The sequence below is a fragment of the Bifidobacterium sp. A11 genome (genome assembly GCF_000499185.1).
Taxonomy (GTDB): domain Bacteria; phylum Actinomycetota; class Actinomycetes; order Actinomycetales; family Bifidobacteriaceae; genus Bombiscardovia; species Bombiscardovia mizhiensis.
Genome location: NZ_AWUO01000006.1, coordinates 56,896 through 79,543, shown reverse-complemented (window position 1 = coordinate 79,543; position 22,648 = coordinate 56,896). Strand labels below are relative to the sequence as shown.

The following is a 22,648-nucleotide window of genomic DNA, read 5'->3' as shown; positions in this document are numbered from 1 at the left end:
GGTCAGCTGATCGTGAATGCCCGCTCGATGCCCGCTCAATGCTGGAGGCGGAAGGGCAGGCATGCGACCAATGGTGGTTTCATCGTATATGAGTAAGGACGGATCCCTTGGGCGACACGGGCTACCGACGACGGTTTATGCCTTGGCCACGAACAGACGCGAGACCGCCATCGACAGGGCCACAGCCAGGCCCATGGGCATGAAGGCCATGACCGGCAGATGGCAGACCTCCATCAGCATGGCCATGGCCATGAGCGGGGCCTGCTGGGAGGCGGCCAGCAGGGAGGCGGCGCCAATCACGGCACACTGCCAGACCGGCAGGCCGGGCACAAGGCAAGCCAGCAGCAGGCCCAGAACAGCGCCCATGGCGGACCCCAGGGCTATGGACGGCGTCAGGGTGCCGCCGAAGGCCCCGGCACGGATGGTGGCTGTGGTCAGCAGGGCCTTGGCCAGTGCGAAGAGGGCCAGCAAGGCCAGCGACTGAGCCAGCTGGAGTCCCGAAAACCCTGCAGACAGGCGCTGGTCCATGCCCACCTGAGCCAGGGCCCGACCGTTGCCCAAGACCTGCGGAACGGCCAAGGCGACCAGGCCGGTCAGCAGAGCCACCCCCGTCAGCTGCCAGATGGCTGCAGGACCAGTGGTCCTATGGGCCTCAGCCCAGGAGGTCATCCGCCGGAATCCGGCCCCCAACAGTCCCATGACCGGCCCGATCAGGAGGACCACTGCCATGAGCCAGGGCCGGAAGGGCTCGGAGCCGACCTTATAGTAAGGAGCAAACCCCTTGATGGAGCCGCCGACCAGGGTAGCCAGGGCCGACATGGCCAGATTGACCGTCACCACTTCGCCATCCACCCGCCGCAGCAGCACCTCGATGCCGAAGAAGGCGCCGGTCAGCGGCGCGATATAAATGCCGGCGAATCCGGCTCCTGCTGCGGAGGCCACCAGCAGCGGACCGTCCTGATCACGCAGCCCCAGCCGTCGGCCCATCCTGGACCAAAGACCGCCCAGAAGGGCCCCGGCCTCGCGCGGAGCCACCTCCCTGCCGATGGAGCCCCCGGCAGCTACAAAGAAAATCTGGGTGAGCACATGAACCACGGTCCGCCCCGGGGGCATGGGCGCGCCCTTGACGGCTTGGCCGACCGAGGGAACCAACCTGGTCCTCGTCCGCAGCCAGGCCCAGATCAGACCGGCCGCCAGCCCGGCAACGGTCACCGAGGCCAGCCTCCTGATCGGCGGCACCGCCTCAGCCGTGGGAGCCTCTGGAGTCTCAGCGAAACCCAGCAGGCCGACCTGGGTCAGCTCGAAGAACCTTGCCAACAGGCCCGAGGAAAGTCCGACCAGCAGGCCCAGGCAGAGCACCGAGACCGCCAGGCCCCAGCTGCGAGGAAGCTGGAATCCGCGTTCGGGCCCTGGTGACTGGTCAGGCTTTCGTTGGGTATGCACAACCCCAATCTAGCGGAAGCAACCGCCAGCAGAGCGTCAGCCCAAACAGCCTTTCCGTCAGTCCGTCTTGTTCTTGAGGGCCTCCCGCAGGAAGTCCCGCTGCAGAATAAGCAGGTTCTCGGCAACAGTCTCGTCATTGGTCATGTGGGTGATGCCGGTCAGCGGCAGGACCGTATGGGGACGGCCAGCCGCCATCAGAGCGCCGGAGAGCCTCAGGGTGTTGGCCACGGAGACGTTATCGTCCGCAAACCCGTGGATCAGCATCAGCGGGCGGCGCAGCGAGGGGGCGTCATCAATGATCCCATTGCGGCGGTAGACGGCCGGGTCCAGACCCAGATAGCGCTCGGTGTAATGAGTGTCGTAAAGAGTCCAGTCCGTGGGCGGGGCGCCCGCGCAGGCCGCATGGATACGGTCGGGAGCCCGCAGGACCGAGAGGGCCGACAGGAAGCCGCCATAGGACCATCCGATCATGGCCACATGCCCCAGGTCGGCCTCGGGAGCAAAGTCCGGCAGGGCCTCCAGAGCCTCAAGTTGATCATCCAGAGTCACCTGGGCCATGTCCTCGAAGATGGCCCGATCCCAGGCAGGCCCACGACCCGGCGTACCCCGACCGTCGGCGGTCAGGACCAGGAAGCCCTGATCCGCCCACCACTGGGACTCCCAGTAGTAGGACTGGTTGAAGACCACCTGCTGGGCGCCCGGCCCGCCGTAAGGCTTGAGCAGGACGGGCAGGCTGTCGGCGCTGGCGTAGGGGCTGGATTCGGACGGTCTGACGATGGCAGCGAACAGCTCGTGCTGGCCCATGCGCACGAAGTCCACGTTGGGAGTGAACCCTGGATCGCTGCTGGTGTCGGCCAAGACGGCGCTCATGGCTCCCTGGCTATTGATATGACCGGCATCCACGGCCCGCCGATCAGGACGATCCTGATGCTCATGTCGAACAGGTTCGCCAGTCTGCTTAGCGCTGGTGTCGGGGCGGGCTTCACCCACCAGGCCCAGCCCTTCAGCACCCAGGCGGTCCAGATCCCCATCAGCCCCCAGGTAGCAATGGCGCACTTGTCCCTGCGCCGAAGCCATGGTCCGGCCGCTGACCACGATGCCATGGCCGGCTCGCGAGGCGGACCACACTCCGGGCAGACGGTTGAGCACATGAATGGAGCCGTCATAGCCCAGGCGCATCAGGTCGAAGCTGCGGGGGTCAGTAGAGACCACCGCCAGCACATCGCGGTCCTCCACGGACAGCACCTGCCGAATCTGGCAGCCAGCAGGAGAGAATACCTTTCCGTCCAGGCGCAGCCGCGTGGTATCGGCTTCTGTATCGATGAAGGCATCCACCAGCCCGCCCTGGGGCTGGTAGGCCGGCAACCCGGGCACCAGGTCGATCCACTGGTCGTTGCCATGCTCCTGCAGCACCCTGGTGGCCACCTTGGGCGCCGCCTCGGGATCAAGCAGGGTCATATTCTGCCCCGGCTCCAAGCCCTGGCGGGCATCCGGCACCTGCACATCCAGGATCCTGTCCTCAGTCTGTCGACGGTTCTGAACCAGCAGCAGGGGCCGATGCCCGTCCTGCCAGCGAACCACGGCCAGGTACTCGAAGGCCTGATGGTCCCAATCCACCTCGCCCACCCAGGGGTCGGCGTCATCCTGGCCCAGGAGGACCAGACTCAGCCCGACGCGGGCGTTGGCGGTCAGGGCCTGGGGATACCGCCGGGCGCGCGGCCCGACCTGGGGATTGGCCGGATCGCTGATGTACCAGATCGGCTCATCGGAGGAATCCGTGTGCTCGACCAACAGGGCCCGGGAATCCGGCGACCACCAGAACCCCTGGTAGCGGTCCATCTCCTCGCCGGCCACGAACTCGGCCAGCCCCAGCCGCATCCGGTCATCGGTGCCGGGGCGCAGGGCCAGGACAGCCCTTTCACGATCCTGCTCGGCACCCTGCCCGATGGTGACCACCATCAGCCGGTCGCCAGTCGTATAGGCCACCATGGTGCCGTCGGGGCTGATGGCGGGATTGAGCACAGCCGAATCGCTGTCTTCCAAACTCAGGACCCGCGTGGAGGCGGTGAGACCATCGGGGGCTATCAGCGAGAGCCAGAGCCGACCACCCAAGGCAAAAACCACCCGATCCCCGGCAGCATCCACACTGTAATCGACAATGCCTTCGCCGCCCTCTCGCGAGCGCTCCCTGCGAGCTTGCTCGGCGGCGGGCACCTGTTCCTGGTCCGCATCATCCAGCAGGGCCCTAGGGTCGGCCAGGAGCACCTCATGGTGGCGGCCATCCTGGTCAAAGACGGACAACCAGAGCCCGGTCACCAGGTCTTCAGGTCCGTCGGAGCGTAGAAAGACAGTCCGTGAGCCGTCCCCCACCGCCAGGGCCGACCGTGGCGCACCCAACGTAAACCGCAGGGTCCGGGCCTTGGCCCGCGGATATGCCTCCATCGCCCGATCCACCTCTTCGGCCATGCTCGCTCCTCGACTATCTCTGACATGATCCCCATGACCATGCATCTGCCACGATGATAAGCGCCCAGGTGCCAAAGGGGAATTCGAATAGCTCAACTGCGACGCGCCACCCAGCCCGCAGCAGACGTCAATCGTTCTACATGAGAAATTCTTATTGCCAAATATGGCCTATTCCCGGCCTTCGGCCGGCCGATGACCATTCCCTGCGGTAGAATAGTAGCGTGTTATCGCCAAAGACTGGTTGATGATGCCTGTTTCCCAGGGGTAGGGGTGTCAAGGCAGGACACCCCCATGAATGTATCTGGGGAGCAACCGACAATAGAGAAAATAGAGGTAACCAATGAATATCATGGTTCGTATCAAACGCGCATGCGCAGTACTCGCTGCCGGCGCCACCCTGGCAGGCGGCCTAGCGTTGCTGCCTACCGTGGCCCAGGCTGTGGAGAGCAAGAATGTCCAGACCAAGGCCGCTACTTACACAATCACGTTTAACGACACTGGTGCTGGAACCGTGATTACTCGTACTACCGGCACAGACGGCAAGCTGAAACTCGAAGATGTCCCAACGCCTACACTGTCCACTGAGTTGACCGAGCAGAATGTGAAACCTGACGGCTGGGTTGAGGATCCAACAAACCCAGATCAACATCCGATCGACTTCGCCAATCATGTTTTCACCGACAATGCCGTGCTCTATCCTCACTTCGTGGTGTTAGACCCCGCCGCCATCCCCACTTACACGGTCACTTTCATCAGTGTGAATCCGGAAAATATCCAAGATACATATATGGACCCGTTCCAAACTAATAGTGAAGGCAAGCTGGATATAGACGAAAACACACAACCCGAGGTTCATAACTTCGATGGTTACACCTTCGACGGTTGGTTTAGCGATAATGGCGGATCCCGTTACGTCCCCGGTGGCACCTACACCGCAGACACTGTTTTCAGGGCCAGGTACACCAAGGTGACCACTCCCAACGAGCCTAACAAGCCTGGTCAGACCGCTCCGGCTGACAACAACACCAAGCAGCCTGCCAAGGACAACAAGGCTCCCGCCAAGGATCCGGCTAAGAAGGACGCCAAGAACAACAACACTCTGGCTCAGACTGGCGCCGACGCCGTGGCTCCTCTGGCCATTGCCGCTGGCCTCTGCCTGGCCGCCGGCATCACCCTGGGTCTGCGTCGCAAGCTGGCTCTGTGAGCCTGCAGGCTTCGGCCTGACCCATGATGATTGAAGTTCAAAGGCCCCCTGGTCAATTGTGGCCACGGGGCCTTATCCATGCCCGGCAGTCGCGGTCGTTCGAACCTGTTCATTGGAGAAATTGCAAGCATCCGACCGCCCATTACCCCCTTCCGGCAGGGTCACGTACTATGAAAGGGTTATATGGAAAGGGATGACTATGAGCGTTCTCGATCGTTTCGAGAAGAGCGTGGAAGGCGCCGTTAACGGTGTCTTCTCGAAGTTCGGCTCCAAGGACCTACAGCCCGTCGACCTGTCGAGCGCCCTCGAGCGTGAGATAGACTCACAGGCCATGCCCGTCGGTCGCGACCGCACCGTGGCGCCCAACGAGTATCGGTTCAGACTATCCACCCCAGACTTCGACCGCATCGAGCAGTGGGGTTCGGAGGCTCTGGCCAACGAGCTGGCAGACAACCTGACCAAGTACGCCGAAAGCCAGCACTATGCCTTCGTCGGCCCGGTCGTGGTCATTTTCGAGGAGGACCTCAACCTGAACAAGGGCGACTTCCACCTGTCTGCCGAGTCGGTCCAGGGCAACGCGGCACCCGTCACCACCCCCGAGGAGTCCAAGGACTGCCCGGTGCTGGAGATCAACGGCCGCCAGTACCTGCTGACCGCCCCCATCACCACCATCGGCCGTGGATCCTCCTGCGACATCGTCATCGACGACGCAGGCATCTCCCGCCGACACCTGCAGATCGAGATCACCGACAAGGGCGTGGTAGCCCGCGATCTGGGATCCACCAACGGCACCTATGTAGAGGGACATCAGGTTCCCGCAGCCACCCTGCTGGACGGCAACACCATCACCATCGGCCGTACCCGCATCCTCTACTGGGCATCGTCACAGGAACAGGATTCGTAAGTCGCCCAGACCTTGAAGTAAGGTCGAATCATTATGCTGACTGAACTGACATTCGCCATCCTCAAATACGGATTCCTGGCTCTGTTATGGGTATTCGTCTGGCTGGCCATCCGTTCACTCCGCAAAGATATCGAAACTTTCAGCCCCAAGACCTCTCATACCCGTCGACGCAGCGAACGCGCAGCCCAGGGCAAGCTGCCGGCGGCAGCCAGATCCGTACCTATCGCCCCGGCCAGCAAGACAGAGCCTGCAAGTGACGACCCCTCTTTGTTGGTAGTCATTGACGGGCCCCTGGCAGGCTCATCCACACCGCTGTCCGGACGGCCCATCACCCTAGGGCGCTCCTCCTCGAACACACTGGTGCTGGACGACGAGTTCGTCTCAGGCCATCATGCGCGGGTCTACCAGGATCCTGCATCAGGCCGATGGGCCATCGAGGATCTGGGGTCCACCAACGGCACCGTCGTCTCGGGGCAGAAAATCACGGCGCCGACAATCCTACCGGCGGAGGTTCCCGTACGCATCGGTGCCACCACCTTCGAGTTGAGGTAGCCGCCCATGACCAGGAACGATGCGAGCCAAAAGCTGTTCCTCTACTCCACGGCGGTTTCAGACGTGGGGTACGTGCGCAGCAACAACCAGGATTCTGCCTTCGCCGGCGAGCGCCTGGTGGCCATGTGCGACGGCATGGGCGGCCACGCAGGCGGGGATACGGCCTCGACCATAGCCATCCGATCCCTGGCCCACATCGAACGCGACGACCGTGAGCAGGACGTGCAATCCCTGGCCCGGATGATGGAGACCTCGGTCATCGCGGCCCATGACGCCATCGTGGGCAAGGCCAAGCGCGAACACCGGCTGTCAGGCATGGGCACCACGGTCACGGCCCTGGCTCTGGCCGACGACTCCTGGGTGCTGGCCCATATCGGGGACTCCCGGGGCTACCTCCTGCGCGATGGCAAGCTGATCCGGATGACCCAGGACCACTCCTACGTGCAGCACCTGATCGACACCGGCCGCATCTCCCCGGCCGAAGCCCGCAACCACCCTCAGCGCAACGTGGTCATGCGGGTCCTGGGTGACTTCGACATCGACCCCCGTCCGGATATCTCCATCACCAAGGCCATGCCCGCAGACCGCTGGATGATCTGCTCGGACGGCCTCTGCGGTGTTCTGGAGGACTCGACCATCGCCGAGGTGCTGTCCACGGTCTCGGACCAGGCGGAGTGCGCCCAGCAGCTGGTCACCTTCGCCCTGAAGGCTGGCAGCACCGACAACGTGACTGTGGTCATCGCCGATGCCACGCTGGCCTTGGACGCCGATGCCTTTGACCTGCCCCATCAGACCCCTCTGGTCGGCGGCGCAGCCAGCTCCAACCTGGAGGCCCTGGCTGACATCCTGGATGAGCCCGTAGCGGCTGCACCGCGCCTGCGCGACCAGTCCCGGGAGTCCCCTGCCAAGCGTGCCGCCGATCTGGCCCAGGACCGGGATACCGCCAAGCAGGAGGACGAGGACGAAGATGGCCGCACCGCCCAGCCTTCGGCGGCCCGCGAGGAGAGTGGCGAACGGCATGTGCCCGACACCAGCGAAATCCCCGTCGTCCGCAAGAAGGACGGTTCAGCTTCAGCCGACCCCTACGACCCCGACGTGGCTGACGCCATCCACAAGGAGCATCTGGAGCAGCGCAAGCGCCAGCGCTCCCGGCATCGAAGAATTCGGCTGATCCTGGCCGGCATCATCACCTTGGTAATCCTCGCTCTGGCCGGAGGCACAGGTGCCGCCTATCGCTGGAGCCAGGAACAGTACTACCTGGGCACGGATCAGGGCCGTGTGGTCATCTACCAGGGTGTGCCCACCAAGGCCTTCGCCCTCTCGCTGTCCCACCCGGTGCAGACCACGGACATCGCCGTCAAGGGGCTGCCCCAGTCCTGGCGCGACCAGTTGGAAGAGGGCATCACCGTCTCCAGCATGGAAGACGCCCAGGAGCACGCCAGCCTGATCCGCAAGGAGGCCGGCGACCTCAAGCGTGAGCGCGCCAAAACTGCCGCTTCCCCCTCCGCTTCATCATCGCCGTCGAAAACCAGCCAGGACGGGCGGCACTCGTCATGATCGCCATCCGTCTGCGCCGCATAGGCCTTCTGCTCTTCTCCCTGCTGGTGGGGTTCATCGGCTTCTTCCAGATGTTCGCCCGTTCGGCGGGCCGCTTCCCCGGAGACTACGCTGCCCTGCTGGCAGTCACCGCCGCCCTCTTCATCGCCCTCTGGGTCCTCTTGGAGATTTTCCAGCCTTATGGCAGCCAAGCCATCCTGCCCAGCATCGTCATCCTGAGTTCCCTGGGCATCACCCTGATCACCCGCATAGATCTGCGCAACGCCCGGATCGGCCAACCCACACGAGTGGGCTTCACCCAGCTGATCTGGCTGTGTCTGGCCCTGGTCCTGTGCGGACTGCTGGTGGTGCTGCTCCGGGACTACAGGCTGCTGCGTCGCTTCTCCTATGTGAGCATGGTGGTGGGTCTGGTCCTGCTCTTGTCGCCCATGCTTCCCGGCATCGGCCGCGAGATCGGCGGCGCCCGCATCTGGATCGGCATAGGGTCGCACACCCTGCAGCCCGGCGAATTCGCCAAGCTCTTCCTGGCCTTCTTCTTCGCCGCCTACCTGTTCGACCACCGAGACCAGCTGGCCGTGGGCGGCAAGAAGGTGCTTGGCATGCGGATGCCCCGAATCAAGGATCTGGGCCCCATCATCATCGTCTGGCTTATTTCGCTGGCCGTCCTGGTCATCCAGCATGACCTGGGCACCTCGCTGATGTACTTCGCCATGTTCGTCTCCATGCTCTATGTGGCCACCGGCCGCACCAGCTGGATCGCCATCGGCTCGGTCTTCTTCGTCATCGGGGCCGTGGCCGCATCCATGATCTTCGCCCATGTAGGTGCCCGTGTGGACGCCTGGCTGCACCCCTTCAGCGATGCTGAGTTCAGCAAGGCCTTCGGCGGGTCCGGACAGCTGGTGCGCGGTATCTTCGGCCTGGCCGCCGGTGGGCTGACCGGCACCGGCCTGGGCCAGGGACGCCCCTGGATCACCCCCCTGGCCAACTCCGACTTCATCTACACCTCGGTGGGCGAGGAGCTGGGGCTGAGCGGCCTGCTGGTGGTCCTGGCCCTCTACCTGGTCATCGTGGCCTCGGGCATGATCACGGCCATGAAGATCAAGGACGGCTTCGGCAAGCTCCTGGCCTCCGGCCTGGTCTTCACCATGGCCTTCCAGGTCTTCACCGTGGTGGGCGGCATCACCCTGGTCATCCCCCTGACCGGCCTGACCATGCCCTACATGGCGGCGGGCGGTTCCAGCCTGGTGGCCAACTGCATCCTGGCCGTCCTGCTGATCATCATCTCCAATGCGGCCAACAAGCCGGTGCCCGAAGTCAGCTCAGACACCTTCAAGTACGAGGCCCTGGCCGTCCTGCGCCAGCAGGAGACCAGCAAGCGCAGCGGACAGGACGACTCGGACCATAACAATTCGGACCAAGACGAGGAGACCGACCTGCCAGCCACCGGACGCATCCCCGCCCGCCAGGTGCGAGGAGGTGGACAGTGAACAAGGCCCTGCGTCAACTCTTCAACGCCGTCATCGTCCTCTTCGTCATCCTAGGGCTTTCAAGCTCCATCATCATGGTGATCCGGGCCGGGAGCCTGAACTCGGATCCGCGAAATCTGCGCGCCCTCTACCACGAGTATGCGGCACCCAGGGGGGCCATCCTGACCTCGGACGGCGCCGTCATTGCCCAGTCCGACCCCATCAACGACTCCTTCCAGTACCAGCGGCACTACAACAAGGGGGGCGTTTACTCGCCCATCACCGGCTACTACTCCATCACCAGCCCGGCCGACCGGGGAATCGAGGCCTCGCGCGACCGCCTGCTGAGCGGCCAGTCGGACAGCCTGTGGATGGACCGGCTCAAGTCCCTCTTCACCGGCACCCAGAACAAGGGCGCATCCATCGAGACCTCCATCAATCCCGGCATGCAGGAAGCGGCCTATGACATGCTAGGCAACCTGTCCGGATCGGTGGTGGCCATCGAGCCCTCCACCGGCCGCATCCTGGCCATGGTCAGCACGCCGAGCTACAACCCCGGCGACCTGACCGCCCACGACAGCGGCGATGCCTCCCAGGCCTACCAGAAGCTGGCCTCCCGCTCCGACAACCCCATGCTCAACCGGGCCACCTCGCAGCTGTATCCGCCCGGGTCCACCTTCAAGGTGGTCGTGGCCGCCGCCGCCCTGGAGTCCGGCCAGTACCACCCCGACAGCCAGCTGCCGGCAGGAGCCTCATACACCCTGCCCGGCACCAACTACAACCTGACCAACGCCACAGCCACGGGCAACGGGGTCAACGGCAGGATCAGCATGGAGAACGCCCTGGCCTACTCCTCCAACACCGCCTTCGCCCAGCTGGGGGTCAGCCTGGGCGGCAAGGCCTTGGCCGAGCAGGCCCGCAAATTCGGCTACGGCTCCACCATCACCCTGGACGGAACCAACTCCACAGGCCGGCCCATGAAGGCTGTGGCCTCCAAGTTCCCCGAGGACCAGTCCCAGGACCGGCTCGCCCTGGCCTCCATCGGCCAGGGGGACACCCTGTCCACCCCCATGCAGGCGGCCATGACGGTCGCCGCCGTGGCCAACGGGGGCAAGCTCATGCAGCCGACCCTGGTTGACCGGGTGCGCTCCAGCGATCTGAGCGTCATCAGCGAAACCACGCCCTCGGTCTACTCGCAGGCCTTCTCCACGGACACCGCCAAGGCCCTGACCACCATGATGGATGCGGTGACCACCAAGAGCTACCCGGAGCTGGCCATCCCCGGCATGCAGGTGGCGGCCAAGTCCGGCACGGCCCAGATCGGCGCGGGCAATGCGGCAAATGACGGGTGGATGGTAGGATTCGCCCCGGCCGATAACCCCAAGGTGGCTGTTGCCGTCGTGGTGCATGGCATCTCCTCCTATGGCATGGAGATCGCCGGGCCGATCATGAAACGCGTCATGCAGGAGGCTGCCAAGTGAAACTGGTACAGGGACAGCTCATCCATCGACGGTACCGTCTGGACCGCCGTCTGGCCCAAGGGGGCATGGGCGAGGTCTGGAAGGGCTACGACATCGAACTGGGCCGTGTGGTGGCCATCAAGGCCCTGCGCGAGGACCTGACCAACGAGGAGTCCAAGCTGCTGCGGCTGCGGGCCGAGGCGCACAATTCCGCCAACCTGGCCCACCCCAACATCGCTGCCCTCTTCGAGTACTACGAGCATGACGGCATCGGATTCCTGATCATGGAATACGTGCCCAGCCAATCCCTGGCAGACATCTACCGGGACCGGGGCGCCCTGGACCCCATCGAGCTGCTGCCCATCCTGATCCAGACGGCCCGGGGGCTCTACGTGGCCCACTCCCACGGTGTCATCCACCGGGACGTCAAGCCGGCCAACATCATGGTCTCCGACACCGGCGAGGTCAAGATCACCGACTTCGGGGTCTCCTACTCAACCAACCAGGGGCAGATCACCCAGGACGGCATGGTGGTGGGCACGGCCCAGTACATCTCGCCCGAGCAGGCCCAGGGCCTTCAGGCCACCCCCCAGTCAGACATCTACTCCCTGGGCGTGGTGGCCTACGAGGGGCTCTGCGGGCACCGGCCCTTCACCGGCGCCACCCCGGTGGACATCGCGGCGGCACATGTCAACGACCCTGTGCCGCCGCTGCCCGACTCGGTGGATAACCAACTCATGAACTTCGTCATGTCCATGCTGGCCAAGGACCCGCGGGACCGCCCGGCGAATGCACTGGTGGTCTCGCACACACTGGCCAGGATCGAGCAGCGGCTGCTGGATCAGCAGGTGGGCGAGACGGAGGTCATCAATCCACGCGCACCCATGCCTCGACGCATTATGAGCAGGCCGCACGCGGTAAAAGACATCTTCAGGCCCTTCTGGGGGCACTATGGAGAAGGAAGCGCACAGCGCGGCCTTGAAGCGACGAACGGAGGGGATACCCTATGAGCATCACACTGCCGCCGTCCCTAGCGGACGGACGATACCGTCTGGGACAGCTGATCGGACGCGGTGGCATGGCCGAGGTCCACAAAGCTGTGGACACGCGTCTGGGAAGGACTGTCGCGGTCAAGATCATGCGATCCGATCTGGCCAACGACGAGGTCTTCCTATCGCGGTTCCGGCGGGAAGCCCACTCGGTCGCCCTGCTCAACAACCCCAACATCGTCTCCATCTACGACTCGGGCGAGGAGATACTGACCGACGACCAGGGCAACCATGAGCGGGTGCCCTACCTGGTCATGGAGTACGTCAAGGGCCAGACCCTGCGGTCCATCCTCAAGGAGAACGGCGCCCTGAGCCAGCGCGACAGCGAGCAGGTCATGCTGGGCATGCTGAGCGCCCTGGACTACTCCCACCACATGGGGGTCATCCACCGGGACATCAAGCCCGGCAACATCATGATCTCGGAGCAGGGCATCGTCAAGGTCATGGACTTCGGCATCGCCCGGGCCATGGACGATTCGGCCGCCACGATGACCCAGTCCCAGGGCGTGGTGGGCACGGCCCAGTACCTGAGCCCTGAGCAGGCCCGCGGCGAGAGCGTGGACATGCGCTCCGACCTCTACTCGGCCGGCTGCGTCCTCTACGAGATGCTGACCGGGCGGCCGCCCTTCAACGGGGATTCGGCCGTGGCCATCGCCTACCAGCACGTCACCGAGGTGGCCACCCCGCCCAGCACCATCGTGCCCGGCCTGCCGAAGATGTGGGATTCCATCTGCGCCAAGGCCATGGCCAAGGACCGGCAGAACCGGTACGCCACGGCCTCCGCCTTCAAGAGCGACATCCTGGCCTTCATGAACGGCGGAACCCCGGTGGCTGCCGCCTTCAACCCGCTGACCGACCTGGCCAACGTCAAGGCCCGCAAGGATGCCGAGCAGGGCACCGAAACGGCCACCATGCCGCTGACCGAAGAGGAGACGGCCGCCACCCAGGCCTTCAACCCCGTTCAGGATTCGCTCAACCCTGCTGCTGCCACCGGCGTAGCCACAGCTGAGCGCACAGCCGCCAAGACGGCCCAGCAGAAGGCCAAACGGCGCAAGAAGATCATCATCGGCGCCGTCCTGGGAGCCCTGCTTCTGGTGGCCGCCGGGCTGGGTCTCTGGACGGTCGTGAACCGGAACCATCATCAGATGGCCGAGGTGCCCACCATCAACGCGCAGATGTCACGGATCCTCGCCCGCGAGAAGGTCACCGCCGCAGGCTTCCACTATCAGGAGAAGGAGGACCACGACTCGGCCGAGCCCAAGGGGACCTTCACCAAGCAGAGCCCCAAGGGCGGAAGCATGGCTCCCAGGGGCTCCACAGTGACCGTCTGGTTCTCCTCCGGGCCTAAGGACACAGCCATTCCCGACGTCAAGGGCATGAACCAGCAGGAGGCCCGCAAAACCCTGGAGAAGACCGGATTCAAGGTCTCCCCCGCCGCCTCGGTGGAGGACAGCCAGGATGTGCCCAAGGACCATGTGACCCGCACGGATCCCGCCGCAGGCCAGAGCGTGGCCAAGGGAACCAGCATCCTGATCTACATCTCCTCGGGCATGACCAAGGTGCCTGATCTGTCTGGCAAGAGCAAGGACGACGCAACCAAGACCCTGCAGAGTCTGCACTTCAACATCACCATCCGCGAGCAGGCCTCCAACACCGTGGCCAAGGATATGGTCATCAGCACCGATCCGGCTGCCGGGTCCTCCGTGCAGCAGGGAGCCATGATCACGGTCACCGTCAGCAACGGCATGCAGTTGGGCAACTACATCGGTATGACCCTGGGCGAAGCCAAGCGCACCCTGGGCCAGGGGGTCAAGATCACGGTCAACGGCCCTGGCAACGACAACGCCGAGGTCACCGGCCAGGATCCTGCCGCAGGCGCCTCCTTCGACAAGTCCAAGGACACCATCACCCTGACCACAGCCATCCGCATCCCGCCCTTCTCCCAGGGCGAGACCTTGGGCAGCTACCGGCAGAAGCTGACCAACAGCGGTGTCAGCGCCGACAGGATCACCTCCATCGGCAAGGACACGGACAAGGTGACCGCTGTAAACCCATCGGCGGGAAGCAGGGTGGACGACAACACACCCATCACGGTGACCACCATCAGCTCCACCAACTGACCTGATATGGCCCCGGCGGGCACAGTCCTGCCGCCGGGGCCATATGTTGGGTCATACAAGGCCAGGCAGCATGAGTACGGGTGAAGTAGCGGCGCCTTTCAGACCATGGCCACCGTGGTGTCTTAGATAAACTAGGGCAATCACTTCCGGCAGTCGGCAAGATATGACATCAATAAGCGGCGGGGCCGCAGGATCACCTTGGATCCTGCGGCCCCGCCGCTCTTCCTATGACGCCCAGGTCAGAAGGTGGAGTAGTTGGACATCTGTCTGAGCATGGGCACGTTGCTGGCCAGCCATGGGAAGCCCCATTCCATCAGGGCACAGACCAGCGCCAGCAGAAGCAGAATCAGCAGAAGCCATCGAATCGGGGCTATGCCGGACTGGTGCCGCAGCAGCCAGCCGTAGAGGCTGATCATGGGCCGAGGCTTTTCGCCCTTGCGAATCTGCCGCAGCAGGGGGTAACGCCAGGCAGCCAGTGCCGCCAGGTAGATGATCAGATAGGCTGCTGCCAAAACCAGGAAGACCGGCTGCAGAGAGCCCAGCCTGGCCATGATCGAGCCCTTGTCGTCGGCAAAGGCCACATTGCTGCCGCGGTCGCCCAACAGTTCCTTGGGCACGCCGTCGGATACCTTGGCCCAGTAGCCGAATTCGCCCCAGCTGATCCACCGATGGGTGGCCGTGGTGTACTTGGGCTCGCAGGTGGTCAGTGTGATCATGCGCCGATCAGGAGCGTCGCTGGGCGAATCAGGGTTGGGGGCGATGACGCTCACCTCTTCGGGCGAGACGATCTTGTAGCGGGTGTAGTGGTAGACGTACCAGTAATCCTTGGTGCGCAGGACGATGGCGTCGCCCACCCGCAACTCGTCCACATGGCCCAGCGGCTCACCATAGCCAGCGCGGTGTCCGGCAATGGCCACGTTGCCCATCTCGCCCGGCATCTGCGTATTGGGGTAGTGCCCCAGTCCCGCGTAGGCCAGCTCCCGGGGCGACGTGCCCTGAACCACATTGCGCTCCCAATGCTGTCCGAAACGAGGAATATAGGCCTGAGCCATCAGTTCACCCTCGGAGGCCTGCTTGGGCTGCACCGGCGGCGCCCCCTTCTGAGGCTTGGCCACCTTGCGGGTGTCGCCCGATCCCGGGTTGCTCCAGGAGGTCGAGGCCCGGGCCTGCAACTGCTGATGCTCGGACTGCACGCCGGTCCACCAGAGCTGCCAGACCACGTAGAGGGCGCAGATGACGGCCAGGGTAATCAGCAATTCCCCTACGATTTCTGCAATGCCCACCAGCCAGGCTCGTCGCTTATCCGCCGGCTTATCGGCCGCCGGCTTATCGGCCGACGTCTTGTCGTTCTCCGCGTCCTCTGTCGTCATTTACCGTGCCTTCTCATCTAGCGATGCGTACTGGAGTGGCTGCAGGACAGCCGTCGTCTCAGGGAATTTCAGATTGTCCGAAGATTCGACATTCCATCCCAGACCTACCGTATTCACGTACTCCTTGTAAATGCGGATGGATGGCGAAGCATTCAGGGACTTGGTCATCCGGTCGACTGGTCCTATGGCTGAAATCTTATATGGCGGCGAGTACTTTCGGCCGTGCAGCAGCAGCACATTGCCCACGCATCGCACGGCCGTGGTGGGCAGCACCCGCTGATCCTGGATCCGCATGGACTCAGCTCCCCCGGCCCAGAGCGCATTGACCACGCTCTCCACATCCTGCTGGTGGATGACGTAATCATTGATGTTGGCCGTCGACCCGTCGGACCCCACCTTCTGCTGCCAGAGCGGGGAATCGTTGAGGGTCACCGTCAGCCCCGGCCCCTGGACGGCCTTGAGCACCGTGCCCGAGCCAGGGTCCTCGCGGGACTGGTCCGAGCTGCCCTTGTCGTCGGTAAGGGTCTTCAGCGCGTTGATCTGGGAGCTCATGTCATTGATGTCCTTGCGCAGCTCAGCAGCCTTGTTCTGGCGCTCCTCCACCAGCCCGGCCGTGTCCGAGGTGACCGTGACCGTCCTGTTGACACGGATGTTGGTGGTCAGCATGTACCCGACCAGGGCCAGCACCACAGCCACGGACACTGTGCCGACCAGGGACCTGTGCGCACCGTGCCGTCCCGTCCGTCTGGTCATAGGCATACCCTCATCCTCGTCTGCGATAGTATTACGTTCGAGTCTAACCGCTACTATGGCTTAGTAGATCTACTGAAGGAGAATAACCTCATGGCAGAGCATCAACTCCATGATGACGAGGACCAGGCGGTGGACGAGGCCAAGACCGCTGACACTGGCGAGGACGCCGAGGACGAGGAGTACGGCCTGTCCATGGACAAGGTGGAGGCTGTGCTCAACCAGAACGTTGACAAAAAGCACATGACCCCGCAGATGCGCCGCATCGTGCAGCGTCAGGAGGAGAACACCCGCCGCGTGGAGGACACTATCAAGAGCACCAAGGCCAATCCACGTTGGTTCGTGCCTCTCTTCGTCACGCTGATGGTGGTGGGCCTGATCTGGATCGTGGTCTACTACATCGCCTCCACCCGGGGCAATGTCTTCCCCATCCCCGGCATCGGCAACTGGAACCTGGCCGTGGGCTTCGGCATTCTGCTGGTCGGCTTCCTCATGACCATGTGGTGGCACTGATCCAGCCACAGTGTTCTTCAGGAACCCCGCAACCGTCCAGACACGGCTGTGGGGTTCTTTGTATACTGCCTATAACCGTCCACACCTGAACGTTATGCGTGTGTGGATTCAAGCCTCCAGCTCCACCTATTTCATCCACTGTTGTCAGACTCAAGCCACAGTTATCCACAATCGCCCGAATTCATCGTGGACGGTCTCATGCACTCGTCCACAACCCTACTGCTGATTGGGTTCTGCCTTCACTTATCCACTTTTTGCCGGTATATATGCACCAGTTCTGGATACTTATTCCCAGGTTATCCACACGATTGTCAACAAATGTGGATAGATGACATCCATGTCATTTACCGATAACGAGACACAAAGCGGAGACGAGATAGTCGGCAGCCAGATGCTGATTTTCAGCGCATGGGGTTGGCCATGTTGCAGCCCAGAGCCAACAGGACCAGGGCCGCCAGGAAGATCAGCGTGGGCAGCAGCCAGGAGAGCAGGCCATGCACCCGCGAGCCAGGCCGGTCCATGTGCAGCAGGGCCAGCATGAAGAGGCCGCCGACTATGAATCCGCCCACATGGTCCTGCCAGGCGATGCCGGGCACAAACAGGGGCATGCAGAAGTTGATGGCCATCCAGACCACCATGGAAACGATGTCGATCCCCAGACGGCGGTAGACCACCAGGATGGCGGCGAAGAGCCCGAAGAGCGCGCCCGAGGCTCCGATGGCCGACGTGCCCCATCCATTGGGCGCCAGGACCGCATAGACCATCAGCCCCAGGTCTCCGCCCAGCCCGCTGATCAGATAGAGGGCCAGAAAACGCCCATGCCCTATCAGATTTTCCAGCACCGGCCCCACAACCCAGAGAGTGATCATGTTGAAGAGGATGTGCGAGACATTGGTGGCGTGCAGAAATATGTTGGTCACGAACATCCAGGGCTCATGAATGGCCGTAATCGGCACGAAGGCCCAGTAGCCCAGCAAAAGCCGCTGGTAGCGAAGCGGAGCCAGCAGGTACAGGGCCATCTGGATGACCCAGGCCACTATGCATATCAGGGTGATGGCTATGGTCACCACCGGAGCATGGTCACCCCAGTGCCGCCGGATCCAGCCCAGCGGCCCCCGACCGTTCCCTCCGCCTGCGAAACCGGTGCCCATGCCATTAACCATGAACCTTACCTTACCTGACCATCCGGCCCGGGGTGTGCGGTTTCCGTGCCGCAATGGCACCGATGCGCCCCACAGTTCGCCGCTTTCTACTAGGATGATGACTAGGTCGGTCGAAGTGGGCAGGACCGACGAAAGTCGTCGAAAGGAGCCAAACATGGAGAATTCATCTTCAAACGGCTGGAAGTTCTTTGCACTGCTCTTCGGCACGCTGCTGGCCGGCGTTGTCGCTCTGTTCGTATACAAGCAGCAGAACCCGGATTACGATCCCTGGGAGGAGCCCTGGGAGAACAGCTCATCGCCAGTCGACCTGGGCCTGGCCAAGGATGAGGAGGACAAGGGATCCGAGGACCCCGAGACCCCTCTGCAAGCGGGCGCACAGGCCTGACCGTTCCGGTCGGGAAGGAATCCGACCCAGCGTCAAAGACGTGAGGGCAACGGGTTCCTTTTTTCATGCCTGAATTCGGCCCGGCTGCAGCCTGCTGGGACACGCCTGTTGGGGCGGCGCGTCACAATGGAGCCATGAGTGCCATACGGGAAGCAGACATGGAAGAAGGCCGCCGGGATTTTCTGGGCTGGCGCGATGCAGCCAAGGAGGCCGCGAACAATCTGGGCCCTGAGGGCGACCGGCTGACAGTGGCCCCGCAAACCGACAGGCGCAGCAAGGCCATGGCTGTCCGCTATTCCCTGCACATGCTGGAGATCAAGGCCCCCGGCCCCGGCGTAGAGGTCAGAGTGGCGCCTTGGGGGGCCGTCAAGATTCTGGACGGGCCGGCATCCGACCCGCATAACCTGACCCCGCCCGACGTCATCGAACTGGACCCGGATGTCTGGCTGCGGCTGGCCGCCGGCGTCACCAGCTGGAGCGAAGAAGCCGCAGCCGGGCATATCAGCGCCGTGGGCGAGCGAGACGATCTGCACGAGCTGCTGCCGCTGGTATGAGGCCGGCTACTTGCTCGCGGACCCCTTGGCTGCGGTCTTCTTGTCCTTGTGGTGTTTGAGCGCGCTAGGCACGGGAATGGGTATGCGCTTGTGGGGCTTGGGCGTGGCTGGCATCTCCCCAGAGGTGGCCTTGGCAGCAGCCTCAGCGGCCCACCGGGCGTAATCGTCCAGATCATCGTCCGTGGAATCCTCGGGGTCCTGGCCCCCCGATTTGCGCGAATCCGGCTTGGAGTACTCCTCTTCAACCATTTTGAAGGGATCCTTGCCCCTGGTTCCGGGTTCCTTGCTGCTGAGCTCTTTGGCCAGCTCGTCGTAATCCGTGTCCGTTGTCAGATATTTGAGCTTCCGGGCTATTTTCGTCTGCTTAGCCTTCTGACGTCCGCGGCCCATCCGACCCCCTTCGCCAGGTAACGTGCACTTAGGCAACTTGAATGTGAATTTGCATCATTTATGAGAGTACCACCTGAGCATCTTGTCGGCTCGGACTTTTACCATAAAAGCAATTCCCAGAACGACATTCGGCACGACGGCAAGGGTGGGACCATGCAGGGAGAAGTCACAGCGGCAGGCAACGAGATCAGCGACAGCTTCAGAGCCGCCAAGCATCGGTCCGACCAGGTGCTGGCCGAGCTGGACAAGAATCCGAGCCGCTACACCATGCTGACCGGCGACCGCCCGACCGGCAGGCTCCACCTGGGCCATTACTTCGGGTCCATCCGCGAGCGCGTCCAGATGCAGAATCGCGGCGTGCACACCAACATCGTCATCGCCGACTACCAGGTCATCACCGACCGGGACACCACCGAGCACATCCGCGACAACGTGCTCAACCTGGTCCTGGACTATCTGGCTGCGGGCATCGACCCCAGGAAGACCATGATCTTCACCCATTCGTCCACCCCGGCGGAGAACCAGCTGCTGCTGCCCTTCCTCTCCCTGGTGACCGAGGCCGAGCTTCACCGCAACCCCACCGTCAAAGCCGAGATGGAGGCCAGCGGCCACGCCCTGACCGGCCTGCTGCTGACCTACCCGGTCCACCAGGCCTGCGACATACTCTTCTGCAAGGCCAACGTCGTGCCCATCGGCAAGGACAACCTGCCGCACGTGGAGCTGACCCGGACCATCGCCCGCCGCTTCGACGAGCGTTACCCCGGCCAGGCCCCGGTCTTCCCCGAGCCTGATGCCATCCTGTCCGACACCCCTGAGATTCCGGGTCTGGACGGACGCAAGATGAGCAAGTCCTACGGCAACTCCATCATGCTGGGAGCCACCGCCGAGGAGACGGCCAAGCTGATCCGCAAGTCGCCCACCGACTCCGAGCGCAGGATCACCTTCGACCCCGTCAACCGCCCCCAGGTCTCCGCCCTGCTGACCACGGCCGGCCTGGTGACCGACCGGAAGCCCGAGGACATCGCTGAGGAGATCGGCGATGCCGGATCGGGCGCCCTCAAGGCCTACGTGACCAAGTCGGTCAACGAATTCCTGGCGCCCCACCGCGAGCGTCGGGCCGAGCTGGCCAAGGACATGGACGCCGTGCGCGACATCCTGGTCGAGGGCAACAAGCGCGCCAACCAGATAGCCGAGGAGACCCTTGATCAGGTCCGCTCGGCCATGGGCATGCGCTACTAGACGTCGTACCGCCAGGAGCGGTCGGTCAGCACCCGGGCCGTGACCAGGCCGATGGGCAGGCAGATGATGACCATGAAGGCCCGGAAGGCCCAGTCCAGGGCGTTGAGCGTATTGAACTGCCCCAGGTAGAACATGGCCCGGTACATATACAGGCCGGGCACCATGATGACGATGGAGGGCACGGTCAGGCTGATTCGTGGGTAGCCCAGGTGGGGCGGCAGCAGGCCGTGACGGACCGAGGAGCGCCAGACCGTGGCCAGCATGCCGGCCAGGAAAGCGCCCAGAAAGGCGGCCATCTCCGGAGGGACATGAAGCAGGTCCTGCATCTCCAGACGCATGGTGTCGGTCAGAGCGCCGATGACGGCGGCCACCAGGGCCATGCGCTGGGGTGAGTTGAAGAGGACTGAGAAGCCCCAGACCCCGCAGAAGGCCGCAATCAAGCGCAGGCCGGCCATCAGCAAGGGACTCAGGTTCATGGGTTCAAAGCCCTGGGGGTTGAGCATGACCATCCGCGCCACGGCCCAGCCACCCAGCGTGGCCACCAGGATGATCGAGAAGGCATAGGTGATGCGCTGCACCCCAGACGGGAAGTCCAGCTTGGCGATGTCCAGGCCGCCGGTGACCAGGGGGAAGCCGGGAATGACGAAGAGGATGGCGCCGATGTAAGCCGTGTCGTGCTTGAGGGCCACCGGGTCGAAGATGCCCACCAGCCTCAGCGTACCGACGCAGGCCAGGGCGGCGATGATGACCGCCACCCCGGTGGCGAAGAACTGGTTGATCCGCCTGCCCAGCATCTGACGGCGCACCCACTGGCCTATGCCAGCGCCGACGAAGGCTCCGGCCATGTCGTAGGGGCCGCCGCCCAGCAGGAAGACGAAGGCTGCGCAGGCCACGGCCGAGGCGAAGCCCGAGAAGAGGGGCGAATAGAGGGGTTTGCGTCGCTCGATCAGGTCCAGGCGTTCGTGCGCCTGCCGGACCGTGATGCCGCCCGTTGCCTGCGGCTCCGGGGACGCGGACTTGTCAGAGGAGGCAGGCCGCCCAGCCTCAGAGCCGCGGCCTTGGCTGGTTGCAGACGGTCCGGTGGCTGCAGAACCGGCGGCGCTCGAATCCGAATCCTTGGCCACGCCGTCGGCAGAAGCGGAAGCAGAGACAGAAGCAGCCTTGGAATCCTTGGAATCCTCCGGCCGAGGCGTGGAGCCTACGGTGCCCAGTCCGGCGGCCGTTCTGGTGTCTATGGCTGCCGCATCGATCCGGTTCTGGCTGATCTCGTCCTCGTTGTGCACGGCGGTGGCCACCGCGTCCTTGAGCGCCTTGGCCGCATCCTGGTCCTGGGCCAGCACCTCCTTGACAGCCTTGCGGGCCGCCGCGTAGACGTTCGGCTCGTCCAGGTTGTCCACCAGCTCCCGGGAGACCACCGTCATGGTGTGGTAGGTCCCCGCCTGCCCGCACTTGACGCTGAGCCAGTCCGCGAAGTGTTCCAGCAGCCAGATCCGCTCGGTGTTGACCCCGGTGGTGGGCAGGTCCACCACCTCGGTGATCCGAGACACGCCATCCGTGCAGGTGGCCTCGATGTCGGTCAGGTTCACGTCGGCCCGCACATGCACGCCCATGGGGTAGGCAATCCTGTGCATCATCTCGCGCACGCGGAAGCTTCCCGTGCCGGCTCCCAGCTCCAGCATGCCCACCCGCACAATCAGGCTGGTCTTGGCCGCTATGCAGGCCTCGACGATGGGTTTGTCGTAATCGCGTTCAATGTCCTCCATGTCCAGCGGAATGGAGTGGGTGTGGTACTTGCTTACCCGTCTGACCTCGGCTGCGGTCCTGCCGCGATAGCCGTCCTTGGAACTCCTGCTCTTGAATTTCACACCCACATTCATACTCCACCCGGGTCACGTGCCCTTGCACCGCCGCACGGGACCATGAAACGTATCCGACCCGAAAGCGTCCTAGAATGGGCCGCGAGCCATCGAACCGAAGGCTGTGGGCCTGCAACGCCGACCACCAATAACCGCGGAGGAGCCGTGGAATGGTCGAAGACCGGGCAACCTGCGATTCGACAAGGA

At 63.6% G+C, this 22,648-nt stretch carries 19 protein-coding genes; 12 read left to right on the top strand and 7 right to left on the bottom strand.

Annotated features, from left to right (window positions below; genetic code table 11):
- Positions 1-135 precede the first annotated feature (135 nt).
- Together P273_RS0105925 and P273_RS0105920 are read right to left on the bottom strand one after the other, a co-directional pair.
- Positions 136-1,443: a chloride channel protein gene (locus P273_RS0105925; protein ID WP_024627549.1), complete on the bottom strand. Its 1,308-nt coding sequence runs from the start codon at positions 1,441-1,443 to the stop codon at positions 136-138.
- A gap of 57 nt (positions 1,444-1,500) precedes the next feature.
- The gene (locus P273_RS0105920) at positions 1,501-3,909 is read right to left on the bottom strand and encodes a prolyl oligopeptidase family serine peptidase (protein ID WP_024627548.1); all 2,409 of its coding nucleotides are present in this window, start codon (positions 3,907-3,909) and stop codon (positions 1,501-1,503) included.
- A gap of 349 nt (positions 3,910-4,258) precedes the next feature.
- Between P273_RS0105920 and P273_RS0105915 the strand changes: the two genes are divergently transcribed.
- From P273_RS0105915 to pknB, 8 genes are all read left to right on the top strand, one after another.
- The gene (locus P273_RS0105915; protein WP_024627547.1) at positions 4,259-5,113 is read left to right on the top strand and encodes an InlB B-repeat-containing protein; all 855 of its coding nucleotides are present in this window, start codon (positions 4,259-4,261) and stop codon (positions 5,111-5,113) included.
- Positions 5,114-5,312: 199 nt separating this feature from the next.
- Positions 5,313-6,017 (top strand): DUF3662 and FHA domain-containing protein, encoded by a 705-nt coding sequence (locus tag P273_RS0105910; RefSeq protein WP_015021121.1) that lies wholly within the window; start codon positions 5,313-5,315, stop codon positions 6,015-6,017.
- A gap of 33 nt (positions 6,018-6,050) precedes the next feature.
- The gene (locus P273_RS0105905) at positions 6,051-6,569 is read left to right on the top strand and encodes an FHA domain-containing protein (RefSeq protein WP_029676224.1); all 519 of its coding nucleotides are present in this window, start codon (positions 6,051-6,053) and stop codon (positions 6,567-6,569) included.
- Between the two features lie 6 nt (positions 6,570-6,575).
- Complete coding sequence (locus tag P273_RS0105900) at positions 6,576-8,126, top strand: BofC C-terminal domain-containing protein (protein WP_024627545.1); 1,551 nt, start codon at positions 6,576-6,578, stop codon at positions 8,124-8,126.
- The gene (locus P273_RS0105895; RefSeq protein ID WP_024627544.1) at positions 8,123-9,613 is read left to right on the top strand and encodes an FtsW/RodA/SpoVE family cell cycle protein; all 1,491 of its coding nucleotides are present in this window, start codon (positions 8,123-8,125) and stop codon (positions 9,611-9,613) included. The genes P273_RS0105900 and P273_RS0105895 overlap by 4 nt, the downstream gene beginning before the upstream one ends.
- Positions 9,610-11,073 carry a penicillin-binding protein 2 gene (locus tag P273_RS0105890; protein WP_024627543.1) on the top strand — a complete coding sequence of 488 codons (1,464 nt, stop codon included), beginning with the start codon at positions 9,610-9,612 and terminating at the stop codon, positions 11,071-11,073. The genes P273_RS0105895 and P273_RS0105890 overlap by 4 nt, the downstream gene beginning before the upstream one ends.
- The gene (locus P273_RS0105885; RefSeq protein WP_024627542.1) at positions 11,070-12,062 is read left to right on the top strand and encodes a serine/threonine-protein kinase; all 993 of its coding nucleotides are present in this window, start codon (positions 11,070-11,072) and stop codon (positions 12,060-12,062) included. Before P273_RS0105890 ends, P273_RS0105885 begins: the two co-directional genes overlap by 4 nt.
- A complete protein-coding gene (pknB, locus tag P273_RS0105880; RefSeq protein WP_024627541.1) occupies positions 12,059-14,221 on the top strand; it encodes a Stk1 family PASTA domain-containing Ser/Thr kinase in 2,163 nt (720 codons plus the stop codon). Before P273_RS0105885 ends, pknB begins: the two co-directional genes overlap by 4 nt.
- 239 nt (positions 14,222-14,460) lie before the next feature.
- Here the strand turns inward: pknB and P273_RS0105875 are convergent, their stop codons facing one another.
- Both P273_RS0105875 and P273_RS0105870 read right to left on the bottom strand, forming a co-directional pair.
- A complete protein-coding gene (locus P273_RS0105875; protein ID WP_024627540.1) occupies positions 14,461-15,591 on the bottom strand; it encodes a class E sortase in 1,131 nt (376 codons plus the stop codon).
- Positions 15,592-16,344 carry a DUF881 domain-containing protein gene (locus P273_RS0105870; protein WP_024627539.1) on the bottom strand — a complete coding sequence of 251 codons (753 nt, stop codon included), beginning with the start codon at positions 16,342-16,344 and terminating at the stop codon, positions 15,592-15,594.
- 90 nt (positions 16,345-16,434) lie between these two features.
- Here P273_RS0105870 and crgA point away from each other — a divergent pair, with 90 nt between their 5' ends.
- Complete coding sequence (gene crgA / locus P273_RS0105865; protein ID WP_024627538.1) at positions 16,435-16,854, top strand: cell division protein CrgA; 420 nt, start codon at positions 16,435-16,437, stop codon at positions 16,852-16,854.
- Between the two features lie 401 nt (positions 16,855-17,255).
- Here crgA and P273_RS0105860 read toward each other — a convergent pair whose 3' ends face one another.
- The gene (locus P273_RS0105860; RefSeq protein WP_024627537.1) at positions 17,256-18,017 is read right to left on the bottom strand and encodes a rhomboid family intramembrane serine protease; all 762 of its coding nucleotides are present in this window, start codon (positions 18,015-18,017) and stop codon (positions 17,256-17,258) included.
- Between the two features lie 154 nt (positions 18,018-18,171).
- Between P273_RS0105860 and P273_RS0105855 the strand changes: the two genes are divergently transcribed.
- Positions 18,172-18,402: a hypothetical protein gene (locus tag P273_RS0105855; protein WP_015021110.1), complete on the top strand. Its 231-nt coding sequence runs from the start codon at positions 18,172-18,174 to the stop codon at positions 18,400-18,402.
- Between the two features lie 134 nt (positions 18,403-18,536).
- On the top strand, positions 18,537-18,956 hold the full coding sequence (locus P273_RS0105850; protein ID WP_024627536.1) for a sterol carrier family protein: 420 nt from the start codon (positions 18,537-18,539) through the stop codon (positions 18,954-18,956).
- 6 nt (positions 18,957-18,962) lie between these two features.
- On the opposite strand, the gene P273_RS0105845 is transcribed toward P273_RS0105850, so the two are convergent.
- Positions 18,963-19,346, bottom strand: coding sequence for a DUF3073 domain-containing protein (locus tag P273_RS0105845; protein WP_024627535.1), 384 nt, complete (start codon positions 19,344-19,346; stop codon positions 18,963-18,965).
- Positions 19,347-19,499: 153 nt separating this feature from the next.
- Between P273_RS0105845 and trpS the strand changes: the two genes are divergently transcribed.
- Positions 19,500-20,585 carry a tryptophan--tRNA ligase gene (gene trpS / locus P273_RS0105840; RefSeq protein WP_024627534.1) on the top strand — a complete coding sequence of 362 codons (1,086 nt, stop codon included), beginning with the start codon at positions 19,500-19,502 and terminating at the stop codon, positions 20,583-20,585.
- Here the strand turns inward: trpS and P273_RS0105835 are convergent.
- Entirely contained in the window at positions 20,582-22,348 is a 1,767-nt protein-coding gene (locus P273_RS0105835) for a threonine/serine exporter ThrE family protein (protein WP_253269586.1), read from the bottom strand. The genes trpS and P273_RS0105835 overlap by 4 nt on opposite strands.
- Positions 22,349-22,648: the final 300 nt, after the last annotated feature.